Origin of the sequence: Kitasatospora sp. NPDC059648, assembly GCF_042734825.1 — a bacterium.
Classification (GTDB): Bacteria; Actinomycetota; Actinomycetes; order Streptomycetales; family Streptomycetaceae; genus Kitasatospora.
Genome location: NZ_JBHWDU010000009.1, coordinates 67,662 through 92,532 on the forward strand (window position 1 = coordinate 67,662; position 24,871 = coordinate 92,532).

A 24,871-nucleotide genomic window follows, 5' to 3' on the forward strand; every position below is an offset into this window, starting at 1 on the left:
GCTTGCGCAGGTCAGACCAGGTCGACGCCCGGGTAGAGCGGGAAGGGCGCGAGGAGGTCGGCGGCGCGCTTGGCGATGCCGTCGCGCAGGGACTCGTCGAGGGCGTAGTTCGCCTTGGAGGGAGCGCCGTTGGCAGCGGTGGTGGGGGTGGTGCCGCGCAGGACGGTGTCGATCAGGGCGGCGATCTCGTCCATCTCAGCGATGCCCAGGCCACGGGTGGTGAGTGCCGGGGTGCCGAGCCGGACGCCGGAGGTGTACCAGGCGCCGTTCGGATCCCGGGGGACGGAGTTGCGGTTGGTGACGATGCCCGAGTCGAGCAGTGCGGCCTCGGCCTGACGTCCCGTCAGACCGTAACCGGAGACGTCGGCGAGCACCAGGTGGTTGTCGGTGCCGCCGGTGACCAGCTTGCCGCCGCGGCGCAGCAGGCCCTCGGCGAGCGCCTGGGCGTTGTCGACCACGGCGCGGGCGTAGGCCCGGAACTCGGGGCGGCGGGCCTCGGCGAGGGCGACGGCCTTGGCGGCCATGACGTGCGAGAGCGGGCCGCCGAGCACCAACGGGCAGCCGCGGTCGACGTGTTCGGCCAGCTCGGCGTTGCTGAGCACCATGCCGCCGCGCGGGCCGCGCAGCGACTTGTGGGTGGTGGTGGTGACGATGTGGGCGTGCGGCACCGGGTCGTGGTCACCGGTCAGCACCTTGCCCGCGACCAGGCCGGCGAAGTGCGCCATGTCGACCATGAGGGTCGCGCCCACCTCGTCGGCGATCTCGCGCATCTTGCGGAAGTCGACCAGCCGCGTGTAGGCGGAGTAGCCGGCCACCAGGATCAGCGGGCGGAACTCACGGGCGGTCTCGCGCAGCGCGTCGTAGTCGATCAGGCCGGTTTCCGGGTCGGTGCCGTAGCTGCGCTGCTCGAACATCTTGCCCGAGATGTTGGGCCGGAAGCCGTGGGTGAGGTGGCCGCCGGTGTCCAGGGACATGCCCAGCATGCGCTGGTTGCCGAGCTCCTGGCGCAGCTGGGCCCAGTCCTGCTCGGTGAGGTCGTTGACGTTGCGCACCTCGGCGCGCTCCAGGGCCGGGCTCTCGACCCGCTGGGAGAGGACGGCCCAGAAGGCGGTGAGGTTGGCGTCGATGCCCGAGTGCGGCTGGACGTAGGCGTGTTCGGCGCCGAACAGCTCGCGGGCGTGCTCGGCGGCGAGCGCCTCGACGGTGTCGACGTTGCGGCAGCCCGCGTAGAAGCGGCGGCCGACGGTACCCTCGGCGTACTTGTCGCTGAACCAGTTGCCCATGGCGAGCAGGACGGCCGGGGAGGCGTAGTTCTCGCTGGCGATCAGCTTGAGCGAGGCGCGCTGGTCCTCCAGCTCCTGGCCGATGGCGGCGGCGATCCGCGGCTCGACGCCGGCCACGACGTCCAGGGCGCTGCGGAAGGCGGTGTCGGCGGCGGGGCTCGCGGCGGTGTGCGGCTGCGCGGTGGTCTGCTGGGGCTGCTCGGGCTGGGCCATGTCGGTCTCCTGGTGGGGATGCGGGCGGCCCAGGCGCTCGGCAACCGACGTGAGGATCCACGGGACCGCTTCCCGATGGTCGATTCCATCCCTACGCGCCAGTCGCGGTCCACCGGGATCGTACCAACACCCCGGGGGCTGTGGCGGAGGTCTCAGAATGCGGGACGGGCTGCCCGGTTCGCGGGACGTGTCCGTGCCTCTGCGACGGCCGTGTTGGGGAAGTGAAGCCGCCACAATGCCTGAACGGTCCGGCGGGAATTCCTCCGGTGCGCCTTCCGGGGATCCGCGGAATCCCGGACGCATCCGGCCTGATGTCGCTCGGACGGACACCGGGAGGCCCCCGGAGTCGCAAGTCCGACTCCGGGACGGCCGGCGGAAACGGTTGGCCTCCCGGCGGGCGGAGCGGTCATGATCGGAGGGCTTCCGACGTCCGACAGGAAGGACCAGCGATCGTGTCCGGCATGGAGCCCGGGGCCGTCGACCAGGAGTTGGTCGCCGCGGCCCTGGACGTGGCCCGGCGGTACGCGCGGGGCGACAACCACACCGTCGCGGCGGCCGGGCGCAGCGCCGACGGGCGGATCGTCACGGCGCTGAACGCCTACCACTTCACCGGCGGTCCGTGCGCGGAGCTGGTGCTGATCGGGGCGGCCGCCGGCCAGGGAGCGTACGAGCTCACCACGGTGGTGGCGGTCGGCGACCGCGAGCGCGGGGTGGTACCGCCGTGCGGGCGCTGCCGTCAGGTCCTGCTCGACTACTTCCCGGACCTGGGCGTCATCGTCGGTCGGGGCGCTGAGCTGCGCACCGTTCCGGTGCGGGAGCTGCTGCCCGCGGCGTACGTCTGGGCCGATCACCAGGTGGACTGAGCGCGCGGCCGTGCGCCGCCGTTCGCCCTTCGTTCGGCTGCGCGAGCGCGGCTCCAGGCGTTAGCGTGCTGGCGACGTGACGTCGCTCAACGTGCCGCGGCCCTGCCGAGCCGCGGGATCGCCACCGGAGGGGGCACATTGTCGGACGACCTGCTCATCGCAAAGATCAATCACGGCTTCGACCACCTCGACACCGACGGGGACGGGCTCCTCACCGAGCGGGACCACGTGCTGATGGGCCACTCGGTGGCCCGCTCGCTCGGCCACCAGGAGGGCTCGGAGGCGGAGGCCGTGATCGTCCGCGCCTACCTGACCGTCTGGCACGACCTCCACCTCGCCGGGAAGCCCGCCGGGACGGAGGCGATCACCCGCGAGCAGTTCGTCGCCTCGACCGGCGCGCTCGCCGACGACCCGGAGACCGCCCGGGAGATCCTCGGCGCCCTGGCCGAGTCCTTCCTCGCCGTCGCCGACGCCGACCGCAGCGGGACGGTGGACGCCGGCGAGTTCTTCGTGTTCCAGCGCGGCCACTTCGCCGGGCTCTGCCGCGACGACGCCGACGAGGCCTTCCGCCACCTCGACCTGGACGGGGACGGGACGCTGTCGGCGGCCGAGTTCACCAGCGCGATCATCGAGTACTGGACCAGCCGCGACCCGGAGGCGCCGGGCAACTGGTGGGCGGGGAAACCGCCCCACGCGCTCTGATCCGCCCTCGAACGCACGGGCCGGCCACCGGAGGCTTCCGCCGATCCGTTCAGGGCCGGCGGAGGCCCTTCGACGGACTCCCCGGCCGCCGGCTGACGCTGACCACCAGACAGACGCCGACCACCACGATCGCCCCGCCCGCCAGCGTCGGGCCGGTCAGCGGCTCGGCCAGGATCAGCCAGCCCAGCAGCACCGCGACCACCGGGTTGACGTACGCGTAGGTGGCGACCAGGGTCAGCGGCGCCGACTGCAGCAGCCAGGAGTACGCGGTGAAGGCCAGCAGCGAGCCGAACAGCACCAGGTAGGCGAGGGCCAGCCAGGACCGACCCGAGACGGCCCCGAGGTCCAGCCCGTGCTGCTCGCCCCGGGCCAGTCCGATCAGCACGTTGCACAGGCCGCCCGCCAGCATCTGGTAGGCGCTCGCGGCGAGCACGTTGCCCGGCATCGGGATCTTCTTGCTCGCGAAGGAGCCCGCCGCCCAGGCCAGCGTGGCGCAGATGACCAGGACCACGCCCAGCGGCTCCACCGACCCGCCGATCGCCGGGGCGGACAGCACACCGAGGCCGACCAGCCCCAGCAGCACTCCGGCGAGTTCGGCGCGCTTGGGGCGCTCGCCGCCGCCGACGGCCGTCAGCACGACCATCCACAGCGGAACGGCGGCCACCAGCAGGGCGGCCAGTCCGGACGGGACGGAGGTCTCGCCGAGCACCACCAGACCGTTGCCGCCGGTCAGCAGCAGCAGCCCGACCAGGGCGGCCGAGGCCAGCTGCCGCCCGCTCACCCGCAGCCCGGCGGGGCCCTGACGGACCAGCAGGTAGCCGACCAGCAGCAGGCCGGCGGTCAGGAAGCGGGCGGCCGCGGAGAAGAACGAGGGCATCGTCTCGACCGCGATCCGGATCGCGAGGTAGGTCGAGCCCCAGACCACGTAGACCACCGCGAGGGCGAGCCAGACGGCGCCGGAGAGCCGGGTGGAGGTGCGGGCGGAGGAAGTCGAAGGGGTGGCGGAGGTGCCGCTGCCGGGCGTCGTCGCCGGTTGTGGGGTGGCGGGCGATGTCATGTGTGTCCCCCTAGGACGGTGCTGGCTGAACACCCGACATGACAGCGCATCGGCGGCCCACCGCGCCAGTGGGTATCACGGATCGGTCAGCGGAACGTACCGTTGGCGCTCCCCCAGCGAGGAGGTCGAACCCGTGTCCGCGTCCGAGCAGGCCCCACCGGCCGAGGCCGCGCTGCCGTTCTTCGTGTACGGCACCCTGCGCAGCGGCGGCCGCAACCACGCCGTCCACCTGGCCGGACGCTGCGCCGGGATCCTGCCGGCCGTGCTGGACGGCGCCGCCCTGCACGACGGACCCGGCTACCCGTACGCGGTGCCGGACCCGACGCCCGGGCGCCGGATCGTGGGTGAGCTGGTCATCGTGCGCCCGGGTGCGTACGCCGGAGTGCTCGCCGACCTCGACCGGCTGGAGGACTGCCGGGCGGACGGGACGGGGCTCTACCTGCGGCGCCGCATGGCGGTGCGGACGGCGGCGGGCGAGCGGCGCGAGGCCTGGGTGTACCTCGCCGGCCCGGCGGCCGCGGCACGGCTGCGGGCACGGCCGGCGCTGATCGCCTCGGGGGACTGGACGGACAGGTGAGGGCGGCCGGTTCCGGCCCGGATACCGCCAGGTAGGCTGCCCCGGCCAGCAGGAACGAACGACGAGGAGCCACCCGGTGCCCGAGCTGCCACCTCCGATCACCGTCGTCGGGATCGGGGCCGACGGCTGGCCCGGCCTCGCCGCCGGCTCCCGGGCCGCGCTGCGGTCCGCCGAGGTGGTCATCGGCGGCCCCCGGCAGCTGGAGCTGCTCCCCCACGACGAGGTCGCCGCCGAGCGCGTCGCCTGGCCGTCCCCGCTGCGCCCGGCCGTCCCCGGGCTGCTCGCCGACCACTCCGGGCGCAGCCTCGCCGTCCTGGCCAGCGGCGACCCGATGTTCTTCGGCATCGGCCGCACCCTCGCGGAGACCGTCGGCGCCGAACGGCTTCGCGTGCTCCCGCACCCGTCCTCGGTGTCCTACGCCTGCGGCCGGCTCGGCTGGCCGCTGGAGGCCACCGAGGTGGTCAGCCTGGTCGGCCGGCCGCTGGACACCCTCACGCTCGCCCTGAACCCCGGGCGCCGCCTGCTGGTGCTCAGCGCCGACGCCGCCACCCCGGCCGCCGTCGCCGCGCTGCTCACCGAACGCGGCTTCGGTGCAGCCCGACTGCACGTGCTGGAACAGCTCGGCTCCCCCGGCGAGCGCCGCCTCGACGGCCGCGCCGACGACTGGCCGCACCCGCCCGGCGACCCGCTGAACCTCGTCGCCGTCGAACTCGGCGAGGGCCCGCGCGGCTCCCTCGTCCCCGGTCTGCCCGACGCCGCGTACGAGAGCGACGGCCAGCTCACCAAGCGGCACGTCCGCGCCGCCACCCTGGCCGTCCTCGCCCCCTCCCCCGGCGAACTGCTCTGGGACGTCGGCGGCGGCTCCGGCTCGATCGCCGTCGAATGGCTGCGCGCCCACCGGGACTGCCGGGCGGTCAGCGTCGAGCGCGATCCCGTCCGGGCCGAGCGGATCGCCCGCAACGCCGCCGCGCTGGGCGTGCCCCGGCTCCGGGTGGTGACCGGGCCGGCCCCCGCCGCGCTCGCCGACCTCCCCACCCCCGACGCCGTGTTCATCGGTGGCGGGCTCACCGCGCGCGGCCTGCTGGACCGTTGCTGGGGCGCGCTGCGCCCCGGTGGGCGACTGGTCGCCAACACCGTGACGCTGGAGTCCGAGGCGCTGCTCACCGAGTGGTACCGGCGCCACGGCGGGGAACTGGTCAAGCTGGCCGTCGCCCACGCCGTCCCGGTGGGCGGCTTCACCGGGTGGCGGCACGCCATGCCGGTCACCCAGTGGTCCGCCGTCAAGCCCGACATTCCCCAGGAGGACGCCTCGTGACCGTCTACTTCATCGGAGCCGGCCCGGGCGCCGCCGACCTGATCACCCTGCGCGGCCAGCGCGTCCTGGCCCGCGCCGAGGTCTGCCTCTACGCCGGCAGCCTCGTCCCGCGCGAGCTGCTGGAGGAGTGCCCGCCCGGCGCCCGCCTGATCGACACCGCCCAGCTCGACCTGGACCGGATCACCGCCGAGCTGGTCGCCGCACACCGGGCGGGCCAGGACGTGGCCCGGCTTCACTCCGGCGACCCGTCCGTCTTCTCCGCCGTCGCCGAGCAGATGCGCCGCCTGGACGCGGCCGGCGTCCCGTACGAGGTCGTCCCCGGCGTGCCCGCCTTCGCCGCCGCCGCGGCCGCGCTGAAGCGGGAGTTGACGGTGCCGACCGTCGGCCAGACCGTCATCCTGACCCGGATCGCCAAGCGGGCCACCCCGATGCCCGAGGGCGAGGACCTCGCCACCCTCGGCCGCAGCGGCGCCCTGCTGGTGCTGCACCTGGCCGCCGGCTACGTGGACGACGTGGTGGAGCAGCTGCTCCCGCACTACGGCGCGGACTGCCCGGCCGCCGTGGTCGCGATGGCGAGCCGCCCCGACGAGCTGGTGCTGCGCGGCACGCTCGCCGACATCGCCGGGCAGGTCAAGGAGGCGGGCGTGGTGCGCACCGCCGTCATCATCGTCGGCCGCACGCTCGCCGCCGAGCAGTTCCGCGACAGCCACCTCTACTCGGCGGACCGCGAGCGCCCGCACGAGCCCTGCGGCGCATGACCGGGGAGGCCCCCGCCCACGTCCTGGTCCTCGGCGGGACGACGGAGGGGCGGGCGCTGGCGGCGGCGCTGGACGGCCGTCCGTCCCTGCGGGTCACCAGCTCGCTGGCCGGACGCGTCGCCCACCCCCGGCTGCCCGCCGGGCAGGTGCGGATCGGCGGCTTCGGCGGCCCGGACGGGCTGGCCGCCTGGCTGCGAGCTGAAGGGGTGACCGCCGTCGTGGACGCCACCCACCCGTTCGCCGCCGGGATGTCCCGCAACGCCGCCCTCGCGGCCGCCGCCACCGGCGTGCCGCTGCTGGTGCTGCGCCGCCCCGGCTTCGCGCCCGTCCCCGGGGACCGCTGGCACCCCGTGCCCTCGCTCACGGCCGCCGCCGAGCTGCTGCCCGGCCTCGGGCGGCGCGTCTTCCTCAGCTCCGGCCGGCAGGGCATCGGCGCCTTCGCCCACCTGGACGGCCTGCACTTCCTCGCCCGCTCGGTGGACCCACCGGAGCCGCCGGTGCCGTCCTCGATCGAAGTCCTGCTGGACCGCGGCCCGTTCACCCTCGACGGCGAACGGGCGCTGCTGCGCGACCACCGGATCGACGTGGTCGTCACCAAGGACAGCGGGGGCGCCGCGACCGCGCCCAAGCTCACCGCGGCCCGCGAACTCGGCCTGTCCGTGGTCGTGGTGGTGCGCCCGCCGGTGCCGGAGGGCGTACCTGTCGCGGCGGACGTGGGGGGCGCGGTGCGCTGGCTGGAGCGGACGGTCTGAGTCCAGGGGCGGGTCCGGTCCGTGGAATCCGTCGAGCGCCGCGCCCGCCGGGCGGCCAGGATGGGGCCCATGACTGATGATCAGCGCACCGTCACCCTGCAGACCGCCGATGAACGCGCCACCCTGGCAAGCTTCCTGGACCACCAGCGCGACACCCTGGCGATGAAGTGCGCCGGCCTGACCGCCGAGCAGCTCCGCACCCGGGTGCTGGAACCCTCCGGGCTCTCCCTGCTCGGACTGGTCCGACACCTCGCCGAGGTGGAGCGCGCAGCTGGTTCCGCAACGTCCTCGACGGCGAGGGCCGGCCCGGCTTCTGGAAGAACCCGGACGGCACCTTCGCCGAGTTCGACGTCGAGACCGCCGACCCGGAGGGGGCCTACGCCCTCTGGCGCCGAGAGTGCGATCACGCGCGGGAACTCGTCGCCGCCGCACCGTCGTTGGACGTCCAGGGCCGCTACGGCGAGGAGGTCTTCTCGCTGCGCTGGATCCTCACCCACATGATCGAGGAGTACGCCCGCCACAACGGCCACGCCGACCTCCTGCGCGAGCACCCCGACGGCAGCACCGGCGAGTAGCGGCCGCGCCGGCGCGGGGGCGGCCGACCCGGAGGGAGCAGGGTGCGAACCCGTCAGAAGGACCGCGAGACACCGGGACCGTCCGAACCGTGGAACGAGATCGTTCCCGGGCTCTGGATGGGCGGGCACCACCACACCCCGCCCGGCGGGGAGCTGGAACCCGTCGTCGTCGGGCGGCAGTTCGACCTCGTGGTCAGCCTCTTCACGCTCCCCGGGCACGGCCCGGCGCCGGGCGTGGAGCACGTCGTCCGAGAGGTACCCGACCGTCCGCTCTCCCCCGACCAGCTGCTCGCCGTCCAGGAGGCGGCGCGGCTCACCGCGGCCGCCGTACGCCGGGGCCGCCGGACGCTGGTTCGCTGCCACTCGGGCTACAACCGCTCGGGCCTGGTGGTGGCGCAGGCGCTGGTCGGGCTCGGGCACGACACCGACGGGGCGGTCCGGCTGGTGCGGGAGCGGCGTTCGCCCTGGGCGCTGAACAACCCGGTGTTCGTGGACTACCTGAACACCGGGTTGGACGTGGCGGTACTGCTGACCGGCCTCAACGGGTGAGCCGGCCGACGGCCTGATCGCACCGTCAGACGGACTTCGCCATCAGATGTCGCGGAAGGTCTCGATCTGGGCGCCGATCGAGTTGAGGCGCTCGGCGAGGTCCTCGTAGCCGCGGTTGATGACGTAGACGTTGCGCAGGACGGAGGTGCCCTGGGCAGCGAGCATCGCGAGCAGGATGACCACGGCCGGGCGCAGCGCGGGCGGGCACATCATCTCGGCGGCGCGCCAGCGGGTCGGGCCCTGGACCAGCACGCGGTGCGGGTCGAGCAGCTTGACGTCCGCGCCGAGCCGGGTCAGCTCGGTGAGGTAGATCGCGCGGTTGTCGTAGACCCAGTCGTGGATCATCGTGGTGCCGTGGGCGGCCGCGGCGATGGCGGCGAAGAACGGCACGTTGTCGATGTTGATGCCGGGGAACGGCATCGGGTGGATGGTGTCGATCGGCGCGGTCAGCTTGGAGGGGCGCACGGTGAGGTCGACCAGGCGGGTCCGGCCGTTGTGGGCCCGGTACTCGGCGGTCCGGTCGTAGTCGAGGCCCATGCCCTCCAGCACCGCGAGCTCGATCTCCAGGAACTCGATCGGCACCCGGCGGATCGTCAGCTCGGAGGAGGTGACCACGGCGGCGGCGAGCAGGCTCATCGCCTCCACCGGGTCCTCGGCCGGTGTGTAGTCGACGTCGCAGCTGATCTGCGGAACGCCGTGGACGGTCAGCGTGGTGGTGCCGATGCCCTCGATCCTGACGCCCAGCTTCTCCAGGAAGTAGCAGAGGTCCTGGACCATGTAGTTGGGCGAGGCGTTGCGGATGACGCTGACGCCGTCGTGCCGCGCGGCGGCCAGCAGGGCGTTCTCGGTGACGGTGTCCCCGCGCTCGGTCAGCACGATCGGGCGGTCCATCGGAACGCCCGGCTCGACCGAGGCGTGGTAGGCGCCGCCGGTGGTGGCGACCTCCAGGCCGAAGCGGCGCAGCGCCGTCAGGTGCGGCTGGACGGTGCGGGTGCCGAGGTCGCAGCCGCCCGCGTACGGGATGGCGAAGCGCTGGGCACGGTGCATCAGCGGGCCGAGGAACATCAGCACGCTGCGGGTGCGGCGGGCGGCCTCGACGTCCATCGCGGCGAGGTCGAGCTCGGCCGGCGGGGTGAGCTCGAGGTCGCGGCCCTCGTTGAGCCAGCGGCTCTTGACGCCGATGCTGGTCAGCACCTCAAGGATGCGGTAGACCTCCTCGATCCGGGCGACGCTGCGGATCGTGGTGCGGCCGGTGGTCAGCAGCGAGGCGCACAGGATCGCCACGCAGGCGTTCTTGCTGCTGCGGACGTCGATGGCTCCGGAGAGACGGGTGCCGCCGGTGACGCGCAGGTGCATCGGGCCGGAGTAGCCGAGGGAGACGATCTCGCTGTTGAGGGCTTCGCCGATGCGGGCGATCATCTCAAGGCTGACGTTCTGCTTGCCCTGTTCGATGCGGTTGACCGCGCTCTGGCTGGTGCCGAGTGCCTCTCCGAGCTGCGCCTGGGACCAGCCGCGGTGCTGGCGCGCGGTACGGATGAGGGTGCCGATACGGGTGAGGTAGTCGCCTGTCACTCGGCAGACGATATCTCATGGATGAGATGAGGCTCGAACCACAAGCAGGTATGGCGCCACTTTTGTCCGTTTCTCACCCCGTATGAGCGTCAGATCTTCACATCGCCGCGCGACAGTGTTGAGCTTCCCCTGAGGAGTTCGGGTCCGAGCGGGGTGGCACACTCGGCTCGACGCCGTTCAGGGGCCGAGCGGTTCCGCCCGGCCGACGATGGTGCCGGCCCGGTCGATGCAGATGACGTCCACCGCGACGGGCGAGCCGAGCAGCACGCCGAGCGCCGTCGCCCGGGCCGCCTCGGCGACCAGGTCCCCGAGCGGCACCCCGGCCGCCCGGCACAGCTGCACCGCCTCCAGCCCGGTGTTGGCCACCGCCACCGCGGCCGCCAGCTCCTCGTCCGCTCCACCGCGCCGGGCCAGTTCGGCCAGGTACCCCTTGTCCACCTGGGAGCGCGCCGAGTGCAGGTCGAGGTGGCCGTGGGCGAGCTTGGACAGCTTGGCGAAGCCGCCCGCAATGGTCAGCCGGGGCACCGGGTGGCGCTTGAGGTACTTGAGGACGGCCCCGGCGAAGTCGCCCATGTCGAGCAGCGCGTCCTCGGGCAGTCCGTGCACCGCGACCGCGACCTTCTCCGAGGTCGAACCGGTGCAGCCCGCCACGTGGGTACGACCGGCCGCCCGGGCCACGTCGACACCGCGGCGGATCGAGTCGATCCAGGCCGAGCAGGAGTAGGGGACGACGATCCCGGTGGTGCCGAGGACGGACAGACCGCCGAGGATGCCGAGTCGGGGGTTCCAGGTCGAGCGGGCGATCTCTTCGCCGTGGTCCACCGAGATCTCTACCACCACGTCCCCGCTGCCGCCGTGCGCCGCCGCCACCTCGGCCACGGCGTCCCGGATCATCTGCCGAGGCACCGGGTTGATCGCGGGCTCGCCGACCGCCAGCGGCAGGCCCGCCTTGGTGACCGTGCCGACTCCGGGGCCGGCCCGGAACACCACCCCGGCACCGGACTCGCCGGGCCGTACAGTAGCGCGGACCAGTGCGCCGTGGGTCACGTCCGGGTCGTCGCCGGCGTCCTTGACCACACCGGCCATGGCGCTGGCCGGCTGCTCGCCCTCCGCGGTCAGCCGCTCGGCGGCCAGCGCGAAGGCGGGCTGCTGGCCCTTGGGGAGGGTGATGGTGACCGGGTCCGGGAACTCACCGGTGAGCAGTGCGGTGTACGCGGCCTTGGCGGCGGCGGTGGCGCAGGCGCCAGTCGTCCAGCCGTGCCGCAGCCCGCTGCTCTTCAGCTGACCGGCCCGGCCCCCCGCCTCGGCTCCCGCTGCGGCCACCCTGCGCCTCGCTTCCGCGCTGCCGGAGCGGCGCCCGCGCACCGCCCCTCGTCCCGTCGGCGGCCGCACCGGCCGTCGCCGCCGATTTTCCCCCATCCGTCCGGCTCCGCCCCGACCGGGGTGGCGGCCGGATCCACCGTCGGGGGCCGGGGCAGCGGCGCGCCGGTCCGCGTTCCCGAAGAGTTCTCCACCCGGACCTAACACCCGGCGGCTACCCATGGGTAATCTGGCGGTCCGCCAGAAGCGGGTTCATGACACTCAGGTCCGGTGGGCGGGACGCTTCTTCCCGGCCGGACCGACAGCATGTGGGGGTTTTTGTGGCAGGCATGAAGCGACGTACGTTCATCACCGGTACGTCGGTGGCCGCCGCCTGGTCGGCCTTGTCGCTGGGCGGTGCGCAGTTCGCCTCGGCCGCCGGGCGGGACCAGGCACTGGCGACCACGGCCGCGCGGGCGGTCGACGTCTCCGGGACGACCCTGGAGCAGGTGGCGACGCCGTCCGGGAGCGGCGCCTACAAGCGGCTGACGGCCGGGCCGGGGTGGCCGCTGGTGGTGCGCGGGGAGCTCGCGGCGCCGGGCTCCGGGCGGGACGACCGCCGCACCGGGCTGGCCAGCTTCGTCCAGTTCAGCGACCTGCACCTGGTGGACACCGAGTCCCCGGTGCGCTTCGAGTTCCTGGCCAAGTACAACGACAGCGCCTACCGGCCGCAGGAGGCCCTGAACGCGCGGGGCGTCTCGGCGCTCGTCGAGCGGGTCAACTCGCTGTCCGGCGGCCCGTACACCGGGATGCCGTTCAGCATGGTGATGGCCACGGGTGACAACACCGACAACCACGAGCTGGCCGAGCTCGACTGGTACCTCACCGTCATGGGCGGTGGGCGGATGGCTCAGAACACCGGTGACCCGACCCGCTACGAGGGCGTGCAGAACTCCGGCAACTCGGCCTTCTGGAACCCCGAGATCGCCTTCAACGACGTCTACAAGACGAAGGGCTTCCCGCAGGTCCCCGGCTTCCTGGCCGCGGCCGGCCGGCCCTTCGACGCGCCGGGCCTGAAGACCCCCTGGTACACCACCGTCGGCAACCACGACGACAGCATCGAGGGCTCGCTGCCGGACTTCGGGCTGCTGAACGACCTCTACACGGGCGGGCTCAAGCTGGAGGGCTGCGACGACGCGACCGCCGCCCAGCTGATGGACTCGCTGCGCCGCGACCCGGCGGGCGCCGTGCTGCTGCTCGCCAAGCTGCTCGCGAACGGCGAGGCGGTGCGCCGGGTGACCCCGGACGAGCGCCGGCACCCGTTCACGCTCAAGGAGTTCGCCAAGGCCCACCTCAACCCGGCCGTCACCGGCGCCGGTCCGTTCGGGCACGGCTTCACCTCGGACATGGTGGGCAGTGGCAAGCTCTACTACACCTTCCGGATCTCGGAGAAGGTCGTCGGCATCAGCCTGGACACCACCAACCAGGCCGGGTTCGCCGACGGTTCGCTCGGCACCGCGCAACTGCGCTGGCTGGAGCAGCAGTTGAAGGACCACAGCGGGCACTGGTACGACACCAACGGGAACCGGGTCACGGGCGGCAGCACCGACGACGTGATCCTGGTCTTCAGCCACCACACCAGCGGCTCGATGGGCAACCTGCTGCCGGACCCGCGCAACGTCTTCGAGAAGCGGCACGACGGCAACGAGCTGGTCGCGCTGCTGCAGCGCTACCCGAACGTGGTCGCCTGGGTGAACGGGCACACCCACATGAACAAGATCACGGCGCACGGGCACGCGGTGCCGGAGCGGGCGTTCTGGGAGATCAACACCGCCTCGCACATCGACTACCCGCAGCACGGCCGCATCATCGAGATCGCGGACAACGGGGACGGAACGCTGTCGCTGTTCACCACGCTGATCGAGTCCTCCGCGCCGTACACGACGGACTTCGGCAGCACCACGGACGCCAACCTGGCGGCGCTGTACCGCGAGCTGTCGTACAACGACCCGAACGGGCGGGTCTCGGCGCTGCTGGGAGCCGGGGAGGACCACAACACCGAGCTGCTGATCACCAAGCCGACCCGGTGACGGGCACGGCGCGAAGGTGGGCGCGAAGGTGCGGCGGGCGGGCGCGAAGCGCGGGCGCAGGCCGGGCGCGGGGCACGGACGTGACGGCCGACAGGTAACAGTCGACAGGTAACGGCGAACAGAAGACAGATGACAGCTGACAGATGATGAAATCTGTCAGCTGTCATCTGTCATTCGTGCGCCGTCACGCTTCCGGGTACCGCCGGGGCGTCCAGACGACCTCCACGCCGCCGCTCCGCTCGACCGCCTGGGTCTGTGAGGAGCCGATCAGCAGGATGGTCCGCATGTCGACCAGCGCCGGGTCCAGCTCGCCCAGCCGGACGGTCCGGATCCGCTCGGTCGGCCCGCCGACGTCGCGGGCCATCACCACCGGGGTCTCCGGGACCCGGTGCTCCAGCAACAGGTCCCGGGCCAGGCCGACCTGGGTGGTGCGGGACTTCGAGCCCGGGTTGTACAGCGCGAGCACCAGGTCCGCCTCGGCCGCGGCGCGCAGCCGCTTGGCCACCACGTCCCACGGCTTGAGCCGGTCCGAGAGCGAGACCACCGCGTAGTCGTGCCCCAGCGGCGCGCCCGCCCGGGAGGCGGCCGCGTGGGCGGCGGTCATCCCGGGGACGATCCGCACCGGGACGTCCCGGTAGTCCGGCTCGCAGGCGACCTCCAGCACGGCGGTGGCCATCGCGAAGACGCCCGGGTCGCCCGAGGACACCACGCAGACCCGGTGCCCGCGCCGGGCGAGGTCCAGGGCGAACTCGGCGCGCTCCGACTCCACCTTGTTGTCGGAGCCGTGCCGACGCTGACCCGGCCGCTCCGGCACCCGGTCCAGGTAGGTGGTGTAGCCGACCAGGTCGGTGGCCTCGGCCAGCGCGCCGCGCGCCTCGGGGGTCAGCCAGAGCGGCCCGGCCGGCCCGGTGCCCACCACGGTCACGCTGCCCACGCCGTCGGCGAGCCGTACGGCCGGCTCCAGCGGGGCGACCTTGCTCGGCAGCACCGCCACCGAGAAGTACGGGACGCTCTCCCCGTCGACCTCGGCGAGCGGCGCGATGCGCTCCCCGTCCATGAAGGCGCGCTCGACGTACTGGGCGTCGTCCAGTCGCCCCGCCCGCTCCAGCGCGCGCCGGACGGCCGGGAAGGTGCGCCCCAGTTTCATGATCACGGCGGAGTCGGCGGAGGCGATCCGCGCGGTCAGCTCCTCCTCGGGCAGGGTGCCCGGGATGACGGTGAGCGTCTCCTCCGCCTCGGTCAGCGGCTGTCCGAGCCGGGCCGCCGCCGCACTGACCGAGGTCACGCCGGGCACCACCTCGGTCGGGTAGCGGTGCGCGAGCCGCTTGTGCATGTGCTGGTAGGAGCCGTAGAACAGCGGGTCGCCCTCGGCTAGGACGACGACGTCGCGCCCGGCGTCCAGGTGGGCGGCCAGCCGCGCGGCGGCCTCCTCGTAGAACTCGTCCAGCGCGCCCCGGTAGCCGCCGGGGTGGTCGGTGCTCTCGACGGTGAGCGGGTAGACCAGCTTCTCCTCGATCTGACCATCCGTCAGATAGCTTTCGGCGATCGAGCGGGCGATGGACCGGCCGTGCCGGGCGCTGTGGTAGGCCACCACGTCGGCCTTGCCGATGAGTTCGGCCGCGCGGACGGTCACCAGCGACGGGTCACCGGGGCCGAGTCCAACACCGTACAGTCGGCCGATGGTGTTCTGACGATCCGTCACTCTTCCTCGCTCGCAATCGCGTTGATGGCGGCGGCGGCGATCGCGCTGCCGCCGCGCCGGCCGCGCACCACCAGGTGCTCCAGGCCGGAGGGGTGTTCGGCCAGGGCCTGCTTGGACTCGGCGGCGCCGATGAAGCCGACCGGTACACCGATCACCGCGGCCGGGCGCGGCGCGCCCGCCTCGATCATCTCCAGCAGCCGGAACAGCGAGGTCGGCGCGTTGCCGACGGCGACCACCGCGCCCTCCAGCCGGGGCAGCCACAGCTCCATGGCCGCCGCACTGCGGGTGTTGCCCATCGCGCGGGCGAGTTCGGGCACCGACGGGTCGGTGAGGGTGCAGATCACCTCGTTGTCAGCGGGCAGCCGCTTGCGGGTCACCCCGCTCGCGACCATGTTGACGTCGCAGAGGATGGGCGCACCGGCGTGCAGCGCCGCGCGCGCCGAGGCGACCACGCCGGGCGAGTACACCAGGTCCTCGACCAGGTCGGTCATCCCGCAGGCGTGGATCATCCGCACCGCGACCTGGGAGACGTCCGCCGGGAGGGCGGCCAGATCGGCCTCCGCACGGATGGTGGCAAAGGACTGGCGGTAGATGGACGCGCCGTCCTTCTCGTACTCGATCACTTCGTGGTCCTCCTGGCCTCGGCGACCGCCTCGGCCATCTCCTCGTTCCTCACGTCCACGGGTCCGCCCGCGGTCGTGGTCGGCCCGTTCACCGTCACCCGGTAGCCGTGCCCCGTGGCGAGCACGTCCACCCACCGCCCGGCCGGGTGGCCGCAGCGCCGTTCACAGCCGGACCAGTGGACGGGCAGCCCGCCCGTCCCCGCATCCTCCCCGCTCCCGGCCCTCGCACCCGTGTCCAGCGCCCGGGCCGCGTCGGACCGTACGTCGGCCAGCGACTTGGCGCAGCCCGGCAGCCCGGTGCAGGCCGTGGCCCGTTCCCAGGCGGAGCCCTGCCCGGTGCGGAACCCGGCCGCCGCCAACGCGGGCAGCCGGTCGGCCGGCGCGCCGGGCAGCACCGCACCGCGCCAGGGGGTCAGCCGCAGTTCACCCGCCGAGGCCGCGACCAGCGCGCGCCACTGGGCGGCGCTCGCCCGCCCGAAGCGCATGCCCACCGAGAGGCCGCCGGGCAGCGCGCCCACCGGGGCGGCGACGGCGGACGGGGTGCAGGCGGGCGGCAGCGGCACGGAGCCCGCCGGCAGCAGCTCGGGAACCTCGCGCAGGTGCCAGGCCCTGCGGCCGCCGCGGCGCAGCGCGTCCAGGAAGGCGCGGGCCGCGTCCAGCGCGGCCGCCACCTCCTGCCCGGCCTCCACCGGGTGCCCCTGGTCGGCCCGCCCGAGGCGCAGCAGGGCGGCTCCGCCCGGAGCTGCGATCAATGTCACATCGGCGTCGAGCGCGGCGACGTCGCCCCGCCCGTCGTCCAGCGCGAACAGGAACTTGCCGGAGAGTCCGGCCGCCCACTCGCTCGCGCACAGCCGCGCGTCCAGTTCCCGTACCCAGGCCTGCACATCGGCGTTGCCGAGGGCGTCCAGCCCCGCCAGTGGCGAGGCGACGATGTTGCGCACCCGCTCGTGGGTGTCCGAGGGCAGCAGCCCGACGGCGCGCAGGCGCTCGGCGAGTTCGGTCCCGCAGTCCGGGGCCAGGCCCCGGAGTTGGACGTTGCCGCGCGAGGTGGTCTCCAACTCCCCGTCGCCCAGGGCCTGTGAAGCCTCGGCCAGGGCGAGTGCCTGACGGTTCGTCAGCAGCCCGCCGGGCAGCCGGACCCGGGCGAGGCCTCCGTCGTCGGCAGTGTGCAGGCGAAGGGCCCCGGGGCAGGCGTCCGCGCGCCCCCGGTCGGGCACGGCGGCGCCCGGCGCGGTGGCGTCGGGTGTCGGTGGCATGGCGGCGAGCATACAGATGATCCGATCGCTTGCCTCCGTCCGCTGCGTCACACCCGGCAGCACGCCCGGCCCACCGCCCGGCCCCCGTGAGCGCCGTGCGCCCGGGCGTGCGCCGGGCCCTGCGCCGGGCGAGGCGAAGCTGGCTCTCCCCCAGGTCAGCCGCACCCCGTACGATGCAGGCGGGCGGTCCCCAGCGGGCCGTCCACGCCAGCGACGGCGCAGGGGAGGAAACCGGTGCAAGCCCGGTGCGGTCCCGCCACTGTGACCGCGGTTCACCGGGAAGCCGGTCGGCCGCGGGAGCCAGGAACTCCCGCCGTCCTCCACCGGCCCGGGGCGCGGACCCCGAGGAAGGCAGAAATGCACCAGCGCTGTCGCATGCCCGCGCGCGTTCCCGCGGCCGCCACCGCGGCCGCCCCGGCCACCACTGCGGCCATCCTGGCCACCGACGAGGCCGGGAGGGCCTTCGCATGATCCTGCTGCTGTCGACGTCCGACACCGACCTGCTCAGTGCCCGCGCCTCGACGGGCCCGGTCCCGTACCGGCTCGGCAACCCGGCCCGGCTGACCCCCGAGGACCTGCCCGCGCTGCTGGAGGGCACCGAGCTGGTCGTGGTCCGTCTGCTCGGCGGGCGCCGCGCCTGGCAGGAGGGCCTGGACGCGCTGCTGGCCGGCCCCCGCCCGGTGGTGGTGCTGACCGGTGAGCAGGCCCCCGACGCCCAGCTCATGGAACTGTCCACCGTCCCGGCCGGCATCGCCGCCGAGGCGCACGCCTACCTCGCCCACGGCGGCGCGGCCAACCTGGCCGAGCTGGGCGCCTTCCTCTCCGACACCGTGCTGCTGACCGGCCACGGCTTCGCCCCGCCCGCCTCCGCCCCCGCCTGGGGCCCGCTGGAGCGCGAAGCCCGCACGACCGACGGCCCGACCGTCGCCGTGCTCTACTACCGGGCCCACCACATGAGCGGCAACACCGCTTTCGTGGAGACGCTCTGCCGGGCCGTCGAGGACCAGGGCGCCCGCGCCCGGGCCTACTACTGCGCCTCGCTGCGCGGCGCCGAACCCGAGCTGCTGGCCGAGCTCGGCGCCGCCGACGCGATCGTCACCACCGTGCTCGCCGCCGGCGGCACCCGCCCGGCCGACGCCCAGGCCGGCGGGGACGAGGAGGCCTGGGACGCCGGTGCGCTGGCCGCCCTCGACCGTCCGATCCTCCAGGCCCTCTGCCTCACCTGGTCGCGCGCCCAGTGGGAGGCCAGCGACGACGGCCTGTCCCCGCTGGACACCGCCACCCAGGTCGCGGTGCCGGAGTTCGACGGCCGCCTGATCACCGTGCCGTTCTCCTTCAAGGAGCTGGACGAGGACGGCCTGACCGTCTACGCCGCCGACCCGGAGCGCGCCGCCCGCGTCGCCGGCACCGCCGTTCGCCACGCCCGGCTGCGCCACGTCCCGGCCGCCGAGCGCCGCCTCGCCCTGGTGTTGTCCGCCTACCCGACCAAGCACGCCCGGGTCGGCAACGCCGTCGGCCTGGACACCCCGGCCAGCGCCGTCCGGCTGCTGCACCGGCTGCGCGAGGAGGGCATGGACCTCGGGAGCGACCTGCCCGGCCTGGACGACAGCACCGAGGAAGGTCATGAAGGCGACGCGATCATCCATGCCCTGATCGCGGCCGGCGGGTACGACCAGGACTGGCTCACCGAGGACCAGCTGGCCCGCAACCCGGTCCGCATCCCCGCCGCCGACTACCGCCGCTGGTACGCCACGCTCCCCCAGGGCCTGCGCGACCGGGTCGAGGAGCACTGGGGCCCGGCCCCCGGCGAGCTGTACGTCGACCGCTCGCAGAACCCGGACGGCGACATCGTGCTCGCCGCGATCCGCTCCGGGAACCTGCTGGTGCTCATCCAGCCGCCGCGCGGCTTCGGCGAGAACCCGGTCGCCATCTACCACGACCCCGACCTGCCGCCGAGCCACCACTACCTGGCCGCCTACCGCTGGATCGAGGCCGCCCAGGAGGACGGCGGCTTCGGCGCCCACGCCGTCATCCACCTCGGCAAGCACGGCAACCTGGAGTGGCTGCCCGGCAAGACCGCCGCGCTGTCCGCCGAATGCGGCCCGGACGCCGTCCTCGGCGACCTCCCGCTGATCTACCCCTTCCTGGTCAACGACCCGGGCGAGGGCACCCAGGCCAAGCGCCGCGCCCACGCCACGCTGGTCGACCACCTCGTGCCGCCGATGGCCCGGGCCGACTCCTACGGCGACATCGCACGCCTGGAGCAGTTGCTCGACGAGCACTCCAACATCGCCGCGATGGACCCGGCCAAGCTGCCCGCGATCCGCGCCCAGATCTGGACCCTGATCCAGGCCGCCAAGCTGGACCACGACCTCGGCCTGGACGAGCGCCCCGAGGACGACGGCTTCGACGACTTCCTGCTGCACGTCGACGGCTGGCTGTGCGAGGTCAAGGACGCCCAGATCCGCGACGGCCTGCACGTCCTCGGCCAGGCCCCGGTCGGCACCGACCGGGTCAACCTCGTGCTCGCCATCCTGCGCGCCCGGCAGATCTGGGGCGGCGTCAGCGCGCTGCCCGGCCTGCGCGAGGCGCTCGGCCTGGACGAGGCGGCCCTCACCCTGGGCGCCACCGACGCGGCCGAGGCCCGGGCCCGCGCGCTGGTCGAGGCGATGGAGGCGGAGGACTGGGCGCCCGAGGCGGTGGAGAAGGTCGCCGCTGGGCTCCCGGAGGCGGTCGGCGAGGTGCTGAGCTTCGCCGCCACCCAGGTGGTGCCGCGGCTGGCCGCCACCACCGACGAACTGGACGCCGTGCTGCACGCGCTCCAGGGCGGCTTCGTCCCGGCCGGCCCGTCCGGCTCCCCGCTGCGCGGCCTGGTCAACGTGCTGCCGACCGGCCGCAACTTCTACTCCGTCGACCCGAAGGCCGTCCCGAGCAAGCTCGCCTGGGAGACCGGCCAGGCGCTGGCGAGCTCGCTGGTCGACCGCTACCGGGCCGACAACGACGGCGCCTACCCGCCCTCGGTCGGGCTCTCGCTCTGGGGCACCAGCGCGATGCGCACCGCCGGCGACGACATCGCCGAGGCCTTCGCCCTGCTCGGCGTCCGCCCGGTCTGGGACGACGCCTCGCGCCGGGTCACCGGCCTGGAGCCGATCCCGCTGGACGAACTCGGCCGCCCGCGCATCGACGTCACGCTGCGCATCTCGGGCTTCTTCCGGGACGCCTTCCCGCACGTGGTCGCCCTGCTGGACGACGCGGTGCGCCTGGCCGCCGCCCAGGACGAGGACCCCGAGTCGAACTACGTCCGGGCACACGTGCAGGCCGACCTCGCGGTGCACGGCGACGAGCGCAAGGCCACCGTCCGTGTCTTCGGCTCCCGCCCGGGCACCTACGGCGCCGGCCTGCTCCAGCTGATCGACAGCCGGGACTGGCGCACCGACGCCGACCTCGCCGAGGTCTACACCGTCTGGGGCGGCTACGCGTACGGCCGCGGGCTGGACGGCCGCCCGGCGCGCGAGGAGATGGAGACCGCGTACAAGCGGATCACCGTCGCCGCGAAGAACACCGACACCCGCGAGCACGACATCGCCGACTCGGACGACTACTTCCAGTACCACGGCGGCATGGTGGCCACCGTCCGCGCCCTCACCGGCAAGGCCCCGACCGCCTACATCGGCGACTCGACCCGCCCGGAGACGGTCCGCACCCGCACCCTGACCGAGGAGGCCGCCCGCGTCTTCCGCGCCCGGGTGGTCAACCCGCGCTGGATCGAGGCGATGCGCCGCCACGGCTACAAGGGCGCCTTCGAGATGGCCGCGACGGTCGACTACCTGTTCGGCTACGACGCCACGACGGGCGTGGTCGCGGACTGGATGTACGAGAAGCTGACCGAGGAGTACGTCCTCGACCCGGTCAACCGCGAGTTCCTGGCGGGCGCCAACCCGTGGGCACTGCACGGGATCAGCGAGCGACTGCTGGAGGCGGCGAGCCGCGGGCTGTGGGAGCGGCCGGACCCGGAGCTGATCGAGCAGCTGCAGGCCGCGTTCCTGGAGACCGAGGGCGACCTGGAGGGCGACGAGGGCTGACCCTCCGGCGGGCCGGTGTCAATCCCGCGCGACGCCGTCTGGCACCGGCCGCCACCCGAGCGGACAATACGGGGCATGTCGCGCCGCACCGCTCCCGCCAGCCCAGCCCCGAGCACGACCCCCGCCGAGGAACGGCTGCCGCGCGCGCCGCACCGGTACCGGGCGCGGCTCGGGGCGCTGGCGGCCGGGGCCGTGCCGGTGGTGGCCTTCCCTGCGCCGGGGCAGGCGTGGCTGGCCTGGGTCGCGCTGGTCCCGGGGCTGCTGCTGATGCAGCGGGCACCGTCGGGTCGGGAGGCGGCGGTGCGCGGGTGGTGGTTCGGGGCCGGGTTCATCCTGACCGGGATGTACTGGCTGGTGCCGTCGATCGGGCCCGCGCTGCCGGTGCTCGCGGTCCTGTTCGGGGCGCTGCAGGCCGTGGTCGGGTGCGCGGTGCACCGCCTGCTGCACCCCCCGCTGACCACCCGTCGGGCGCTGCTCGCGCTGCTGGTGGTCCCGGCGGTGTGGGTGTCCACCGAGTACGCGCGCTCCTGGCACGCGCTCGGCGGGCCGTGGGCGCTGCTCGGCGCCACCCAGTGGCAGCACCCGGCGATCCTCGGACTGGCCTCGGCGGGCGGCGTCTGGCTGGTCAGCGCGGCGGTGGCGGCGGCGAACACCGGGGCGCTGATCGCGCTGACGGCGGTGCACTGGCGGCCCCGGGCAGCCGCCGCGCTGGTGACCGTCCTCGTGCTGGCCGCCGGTCCGCTGCTGTTCGCGCTGCGCCCTGCGCCGGCGGGGGCCGGGACGTTGACGGTGGCGCTGGTCCAGCCCGGCATCGTCGAGGACCCGCAGGCCCGGTTCGAGGCCGGTGCGCGGGACACCGCCGCCCTGGTCGGGGAACCAGTGGACCTGGTGGTGTGGGGCGAGAGCAGCACCACCGCCGACCTGGACCGCGATCCGGCCGCGCTGGAGGGACTGCGTCGGCTCGCCGCCACCACGGGCGCCGAGGTGATGGCCGGGGAGGACGCCCGCAAGGCCGACGGGCGGATCTCCAAGGACGCGGTGCTGGTCTCCCCGGCCGGGGTCGTGGACCGCTACCGCAAGATCAGGCTGGTGCCCTTCGGCGAGTACATCCCGCTGCGGCCGGTGCTCGGCTGGATCGCCGGGGTCAGCCGCGCGGCGGGCGAGAACCGGGCGCCCGGCACCGCCTTCCACGTGCTGCCCGCCACCGACCGCTCGGGCCGGCCGCTGCCGGTCGGCGCGCTGATCTGCTTCGAGTCGGCCTTCCCGGACATGGCGCGCACGGCGGCCCGGGACGGCGCCCGGGTGCTGGTCTACCAGTCGTCGACCTCGACCTTCCAGCGCACCTGGGCGCCCGAGCAGCACGTCTCGCTGGCGGCGATCCGTGCTGCCGAGACCGGGCGCCCGGCCGTGCAGGCCTCACTGACCGGCGTCTCCGCGGCCTTCGACGCCCAGGGCCGGGAGCTCGCCCGGCTGGGCACCGACGGCACCGGCGCGCTGACCGTACGCCTGCCGCTGACCGCGCCCGGGACGGTGACCTGGTACGACCGGATCGGCGACGTGGTGCCGATGGGCGCCCTGCTGGTCACGGCGGGCGCGGCGGTGTCCGCCCGGCGCTCGCGCGCCGCCGCCCGGCGGGCGGCCGGGGCCGGCGCTCAGCCCTCCGTCTAGGGCTGGACAGGCCCTACCGCTCCCGCTCAGCCTTCGGTGGCGTCGCGGTAGATGCCGAACGCGGCGCCCTGGGGGTCGCGCAGCACGGCGGTCCGGCGGCCGCCCGGCATGGAGACGGCGGGCACCAGCACGTCCCCGCCCATGGCGACCGCCCGGTTGACGGTGTTGTCGGCGTCGGCGACCGAGAAGTACGGCAGCCAGTGCGGCGGCGCCTGGGGCGGGAACCGGTCCTCCATGTCGACCATCCCGCCGAAGCCCTGGCCGTCCAGGCCCCACTGGGTGTAGTGCTCGGACGGCGCGACGGACCAGCCGAAGACCCGGGGGTAGAAGGCCCGCGCGCCGTCCGTGTCCCGGGTGGCCAGTTCCACCCAGCCCAGCGAGCCGGGCTCGTTGAACACCCCGGCGCCCTTGAAGGCGCGGGCCTGCCAGAGGATGAAGACCGCGCCGGACGGGTCGGCGGACACCGAGAAGCGGCCGTGGTCGAGCACGTCGGTGGGCTCCTTGAGGACCTTGCCGCCGGCCGCCTTGACCTTGGACGCGATGAGTTCGGCGTCGGCGACCGCGAAGGCGACCGTCCAGGCCGTCGGCTGCTGCGGCGCGTACCGCGGAGTGATGGCGGCGGCCGGGGCGCCGCCGACGAGCATCTGGGTGTAGCCCTCGGCTTCGGGACGGGCGCCGCTGTCGGGGCGCCAGCCGAACAGTTCGGTGTAGAAGGTCCGGGCGGCGGGCGGGTCGTCGGTGCCCAGCTCGACCCAGCAGGGGGCGTTGGTGGTGACGGCGGTCTGCTTCATGGTTCTGGCTCTGGCTCTCTCGGGGTACTGGGACGGGAGTTGCTGATGCTTGGTCAAGGTCTCCGGTGGTCAGGCGACTTCGACGACGACCTTGCCGCGTACGTGCCCGGACTCGACCGCGGCGATCGCCTCGGCCGCGCGGTCGAGCGGGTAACGGCCGGTGATGTGCGGGTCGAGGTCGCCGGCGGCGACCAGGGCGGCGAGTGCGGCGAGGCTCTTGGAGGTGGTCGAGCGGGCGACGGGCTTGCCGCCGAGTTCGGCGGCGGTGGCGGGGTCGGCGGTGCTGACCAGCTCGGTGCGGTCGGTACGGACGGCGGCCACGGCGCGCAGGGCGTCTCCGCCGACCAGGTCGAGGATGGCGTCGACGCCGTCGGGGGCGGCCTCGGCGACCCTCTCGGCGACGCCGTCGCCGTAGCGGACCGGGGTGGCGCCGAGGGACTCCACGAACGAGCGGTTGGCGTCGCTCGCGGTGCCGAGCACGGTCAGGCCCCGACCGCGGGCGAGCTGGGCGGCGGCGCTGCCGACCCCGCCGGCGATGCCGAGGACCAGCAGCACCCGCCCGGTGCCGAGGGCGAGTTGGCGCAGGGCGTCGTCCGCGGTGGCGACCGAGACGCCGAGCACGGCGGCCCGGTCGAAGCCGACGGCCTCGGGCTTGAGGGCGCTCAACTCGGCACGCAGCAGGGTCTGTTCGGCGAAGCCCCCGGCGGCGGCGAGGCCGAACACCTCGTCGCCCGGGGTGAACCCGGCGACCCCGGGGCCGACCTGCTGCACCACCCCGGCCGCCTCCTGGCCCATGACGGAGGGCAGTTCACGCTCCCGACCGAGGCGCCCCCGGCGGATCTTCCAGTCGACCGGGTTCACCCCGGCGGCCCGGACCGTGATCGCCAGCTGGCCGGGACCGGGGGTGAGCACCGGACGGTCGAGGAACTCCTGCGTTTCCGCTCCGCCGTAGTCGACGAAGCCGAATGCCTTGGCCATCGGTGATCCCACTCCTCGGGTAACGGCCTGCGGCCCCTGCCCCCCGCCCCAGCATGCGGGGCGCGGCGGGGTGGGGGCGGGCGCTGGTGGGCCGAACGGGGGTGGGCGAACGATTGACAGCGGACAGCTGACAGATTTCGAAATCTGTCAGCTGTCCGCTGTCATC

The 24,871-nt window shown here is 74.2% G+C and carries 19 protein-coding genes, 1 pseudogene and 2 riboswitches; of the genes and pseudogenes, 11 read left to right on the plus strand and 9 right to left on the minus strand.

The features are described 5' to 3' along the window. Positions 1–11: 11 nt before the first annotated feature. Positions 12–1,496 (minus strand): glycine hydroxymethyltransferase, encoded by a 1,485-nt coding sequence (locus tag ACFV1W_RS08480; protein ID WP_380414315.1) that lies wholly within the window; start codon positions 1,494–1,496, stop codon positions 12–14. A 20-nt stretch (positions 1,497–1,516) separates the two neighbouring features. Further along, positions 1,517–1,612, minus strand: a riboswitch (ZMP/ZTP riboswitch). Between the two features lie 345 nt (positions 1,613–1,957). Here ACFV1W_RS08480 and ACFV1W_RS08485 point away from each other — a divergent pair. Next, complete coding sequence (locus tag ACFV1W_RS08485; protein ID WP_380414438.1) at positions 1,958–2,359, plus strand: cytidine deaminase family protein; 402 nt, start codon at positions 1,958–1,960, stop codon at positions 2,357–2,359. Between the two features lie 138 nt (positions 2,360–2,497). Next, positions 2,498–3,061, plus strand: a complete 564-nt coding sequence (locus tag ACFV1W_RS08490; RefSeq protein WP_380414316.1) for an EF-hand domain-containing protein — start codon at positions 2,498–2,500, stop codon at positions 3,059–3,061. Positions 3,062–3,110: 49 nt separating this feature from the next. Here the strand turns inward: ACFV1W_RS08490 and ACFV1W_RS08495 are convergent, their stop codons facing one another. Further along, entirely contained in the window at positions 3,111–4,118 is a 1,008-nt protein-coding gene (locus ACFV1W_RS08495) for an EamA family transporter (RefSeq protein WP_380414318.1), read from the minus strand. A 133-nt stretch (positions 4,119–4,251) separates the two neighbouring features. On the opposite strand from ACFV1W_RS08495, the gene ACFV1W_RS08500 reads away from it, so the two are divergent. From ACFV1W_RS08500 to ACFV1W_RS08525, 6 genes and pseudogenes are all read left to right on the plus strand, one after another. Beyond that, entirely contained in the window at positions 4,252–4,695 is a 444-nt protein-coding gene (locus ACFV1W_RS08500; RefSeq protein WP_380414319.1) for a gamma-glutamylcyclotransferase family protein, read from the plus strand. A 76-nt stretch (positions 4,696–4,771) separates the two neighbouring features. Further along, entirely contained in the window at positions 4,772–6,010 is a 1,239-nt protein-coding gene (cbiE, locus tag ACFV1W_RS08505) for a precorrin-6y C5,15-methyltransferase (decarboxylating) subunit CbiE (RefSeq protein WP_380414321.1), read from the plus strand. Then, positions 6,007–6,768, plus strand: a complete 762-nt coding sequence (cobM, locus tag ACFV1W_RS08510) for a precorrin-4 C(11)-methyltransferase (RefSeq protein ID WP_380414323.1) — start codon at positions 6,007–6,009, stop codon at positions 6,766–6,768. The genes cbiE and cobM overlap by 4 nt, the downstream gene beginning before the upstream one ends. After that, entirely contained in the window at positions 6,765–7,520 is a 756-nt protein-coding gene (locus tag ACFV1W_RS08515) for a cobalt-precorrin-6A reductase (protein ID WP_380414325.1), read from the plus strand. Before cobM ends, ACFV1W_RS08515 begins: the two co-directional genes overlap by 4 nt. A 69-nt stretch (positions 7,521–7,589) precedes the next feature. Continuing rightward, positions 7,590–8,095, plus strand: a pseudogene (locus ACFV1W_RS08520) (DinB family protein). A 42-nt stretch (positions 8,096–8,137) separates the two neighbouring features. Further along, complete coding sequence (locus ACFV1W_RS08525; protein ID WP_380414326.1) at positions 8,138–8,644, plus strand: protein phosphatase; 507 nt, start codon at positions 8,138–8,140, stop codon at positions 8,642–8,644. Positions 8,645–8,686: 42 nt separating this feature from the next. On the opposite strand, the gene ACFV1W_RS08530 is transcribed toward ACFV1W_RS08525, so the two are convergent. Then, a complete protein-coding gene (locus tag ACFV1W_RS08530) occupies positions 8,687–10,216 on the minus strand; it encodes a UDP-N-acetylglucosamine 1-carboxyvinyltransferase (RefSeq protein ID WP_380414328.1) in 1,530 nt (509 codons plus the stop codon). Between the two features lie 177 nt (positions 10,217–10,393). Further along, positions 10,394–11,539 (minus strand): cobalt-precorrin-5B (C(1))-methyltransferase, encoded by a 1,146-nt coding sequence (locus ACFV1W_RS08535; RefSeq protein ID WP_380414329.1) that lies wholly within the window; start codon positions 11,537–11,539, stop codon positions 10,394–10,396. A 326-nt stretch (positions 11,540–11,865) separates the two neighbouring features. On the opposite strand from ACFV1W_RS08535, the gene ACFV1W_RS08540 reads away from it, so the two are divergent. Then, entirely contained in the window at positions 11,866–13,605 is a 1,740-nt protein-coding gene (locus ACFV1W_RS08540) for a TIGR03767 family metallophosphoesterase (protein ID WP_380414330.1), read from the plus strand. Between the two features lie 184 nt (positions 13,606–13,789). Here ACFV1W_RS08540 and ACFV1W_RS08545 read toward each other — a convergent pair whose 3' ends face one another. From ACFV1W_RS08545 to ACFV1W_RS08555, 3 genes are read right to left on the minus strand one after another with little or no spacing between them, the layout of a single operon-like run. Beyond that, positions 13,790–15,307: a precorrin-2 C(20)-methyltransferase gene (locus ACFV1W_RS08545; protein WP_380414332.1), complete on the minus strand. Its 1,518-nt coding sequence runs from the start codon at positions 15,305–15,307 to the stop codon at positions 13,790–13,792. Further along, on the minus strand, positions 15,304–15,930 hold the full coding sequence (locus ACFV1W_RS08550) for a precorrin-8X methylmutase (RefSeq protein WP_030281194.1): 627 nt from the start codon (positions 15,928–15,930) through the stop codon (positions 15,304–15,306). The genes ACFV1W_RS08545 and ACFV1W_RS08550 overlap by 4 nt, the downstream gene beginning before the upstream one ends. Then, a complete protein-coding gene (locus ACFV1W_RS08555) occupies positions 15,927–17,186 on the minus strand; it encodes a cobalamin biosynthesis protein CobG (protein ID WP_380414334.1) in 1,260 nt (419 codons plus the stop codon). The genes ACFV1W_RS08550 and ACFV1W_RS08555 overlap by 4 nt, the downstream gene beginning before the upstream one ends. 224 nt (positions 17,187–17,410) lie before the next feature. Continuing rightward, positions 17,411–17,496: riboswitch (cobalamin riboswitch) on the plus strand. A 157-nt stretch (positions 17,497–17,653) separates the two neighbouring features. Here ACFV1W_RS08555 and cobN point away from each other — a divergent pair. Both cobN and lnt read left to right on the plus strand, forming a co-directional pair. Then, on the plus strand, positions 17,654–21,268 hold the full coding sequence (gene cobN / locus ACFV1W_RS08560; RefSeq protein ID WP_380414336.1) for a cobaltochelatase subunit CobN: 3,615 nt from the start codon (positions 17,654–17,656) through the stop codon (positions 21,266–21,268). A gap of 75 nt (positions 21,269–21,343) precedes the next feature. Then, a complete protein-coding gene (lnt, locus tag ACFV1W_RS08565) occupies positions 21,344–22,936 on the plus strand; it encodes an apolipoprotein N-acyltransferase (protein ID WP_380414338.1) in 1,593 nt (530 codons plus the stop codon). A 26-nt stretch (positions 22,937–22,962) separates the two neighbouring features. On the opposite strand, the gene ACFV1W_RS08570 is transcribed toward lnt, so the two are convergent. Next, on the minus strand, positions 22,963–23,727 hold the full coding sequence (locus ACFV1W_RS08570; RefSeq protein WP_380414340.1) for a VOC family protein: 765 nt from the start codon (positions 23,725–23,727) through the stop codon (positions 22,963–22,965). A gap of 69 nt (positions 23,728–23,796) precedes the next feature. After that, complete coding sequence (locus tag ACFV1W_RS08575; RefSeq protein WP_380414341.1) at positions 23,797–24,705, minus strand: NADP-dependent oxidoreductase; 909 nt, start codon at positions 24,703–24,705, stop codon at positions 23,797–23,799. Positions 24,706–24,871 lie beyond the last annotated feature (166 nt).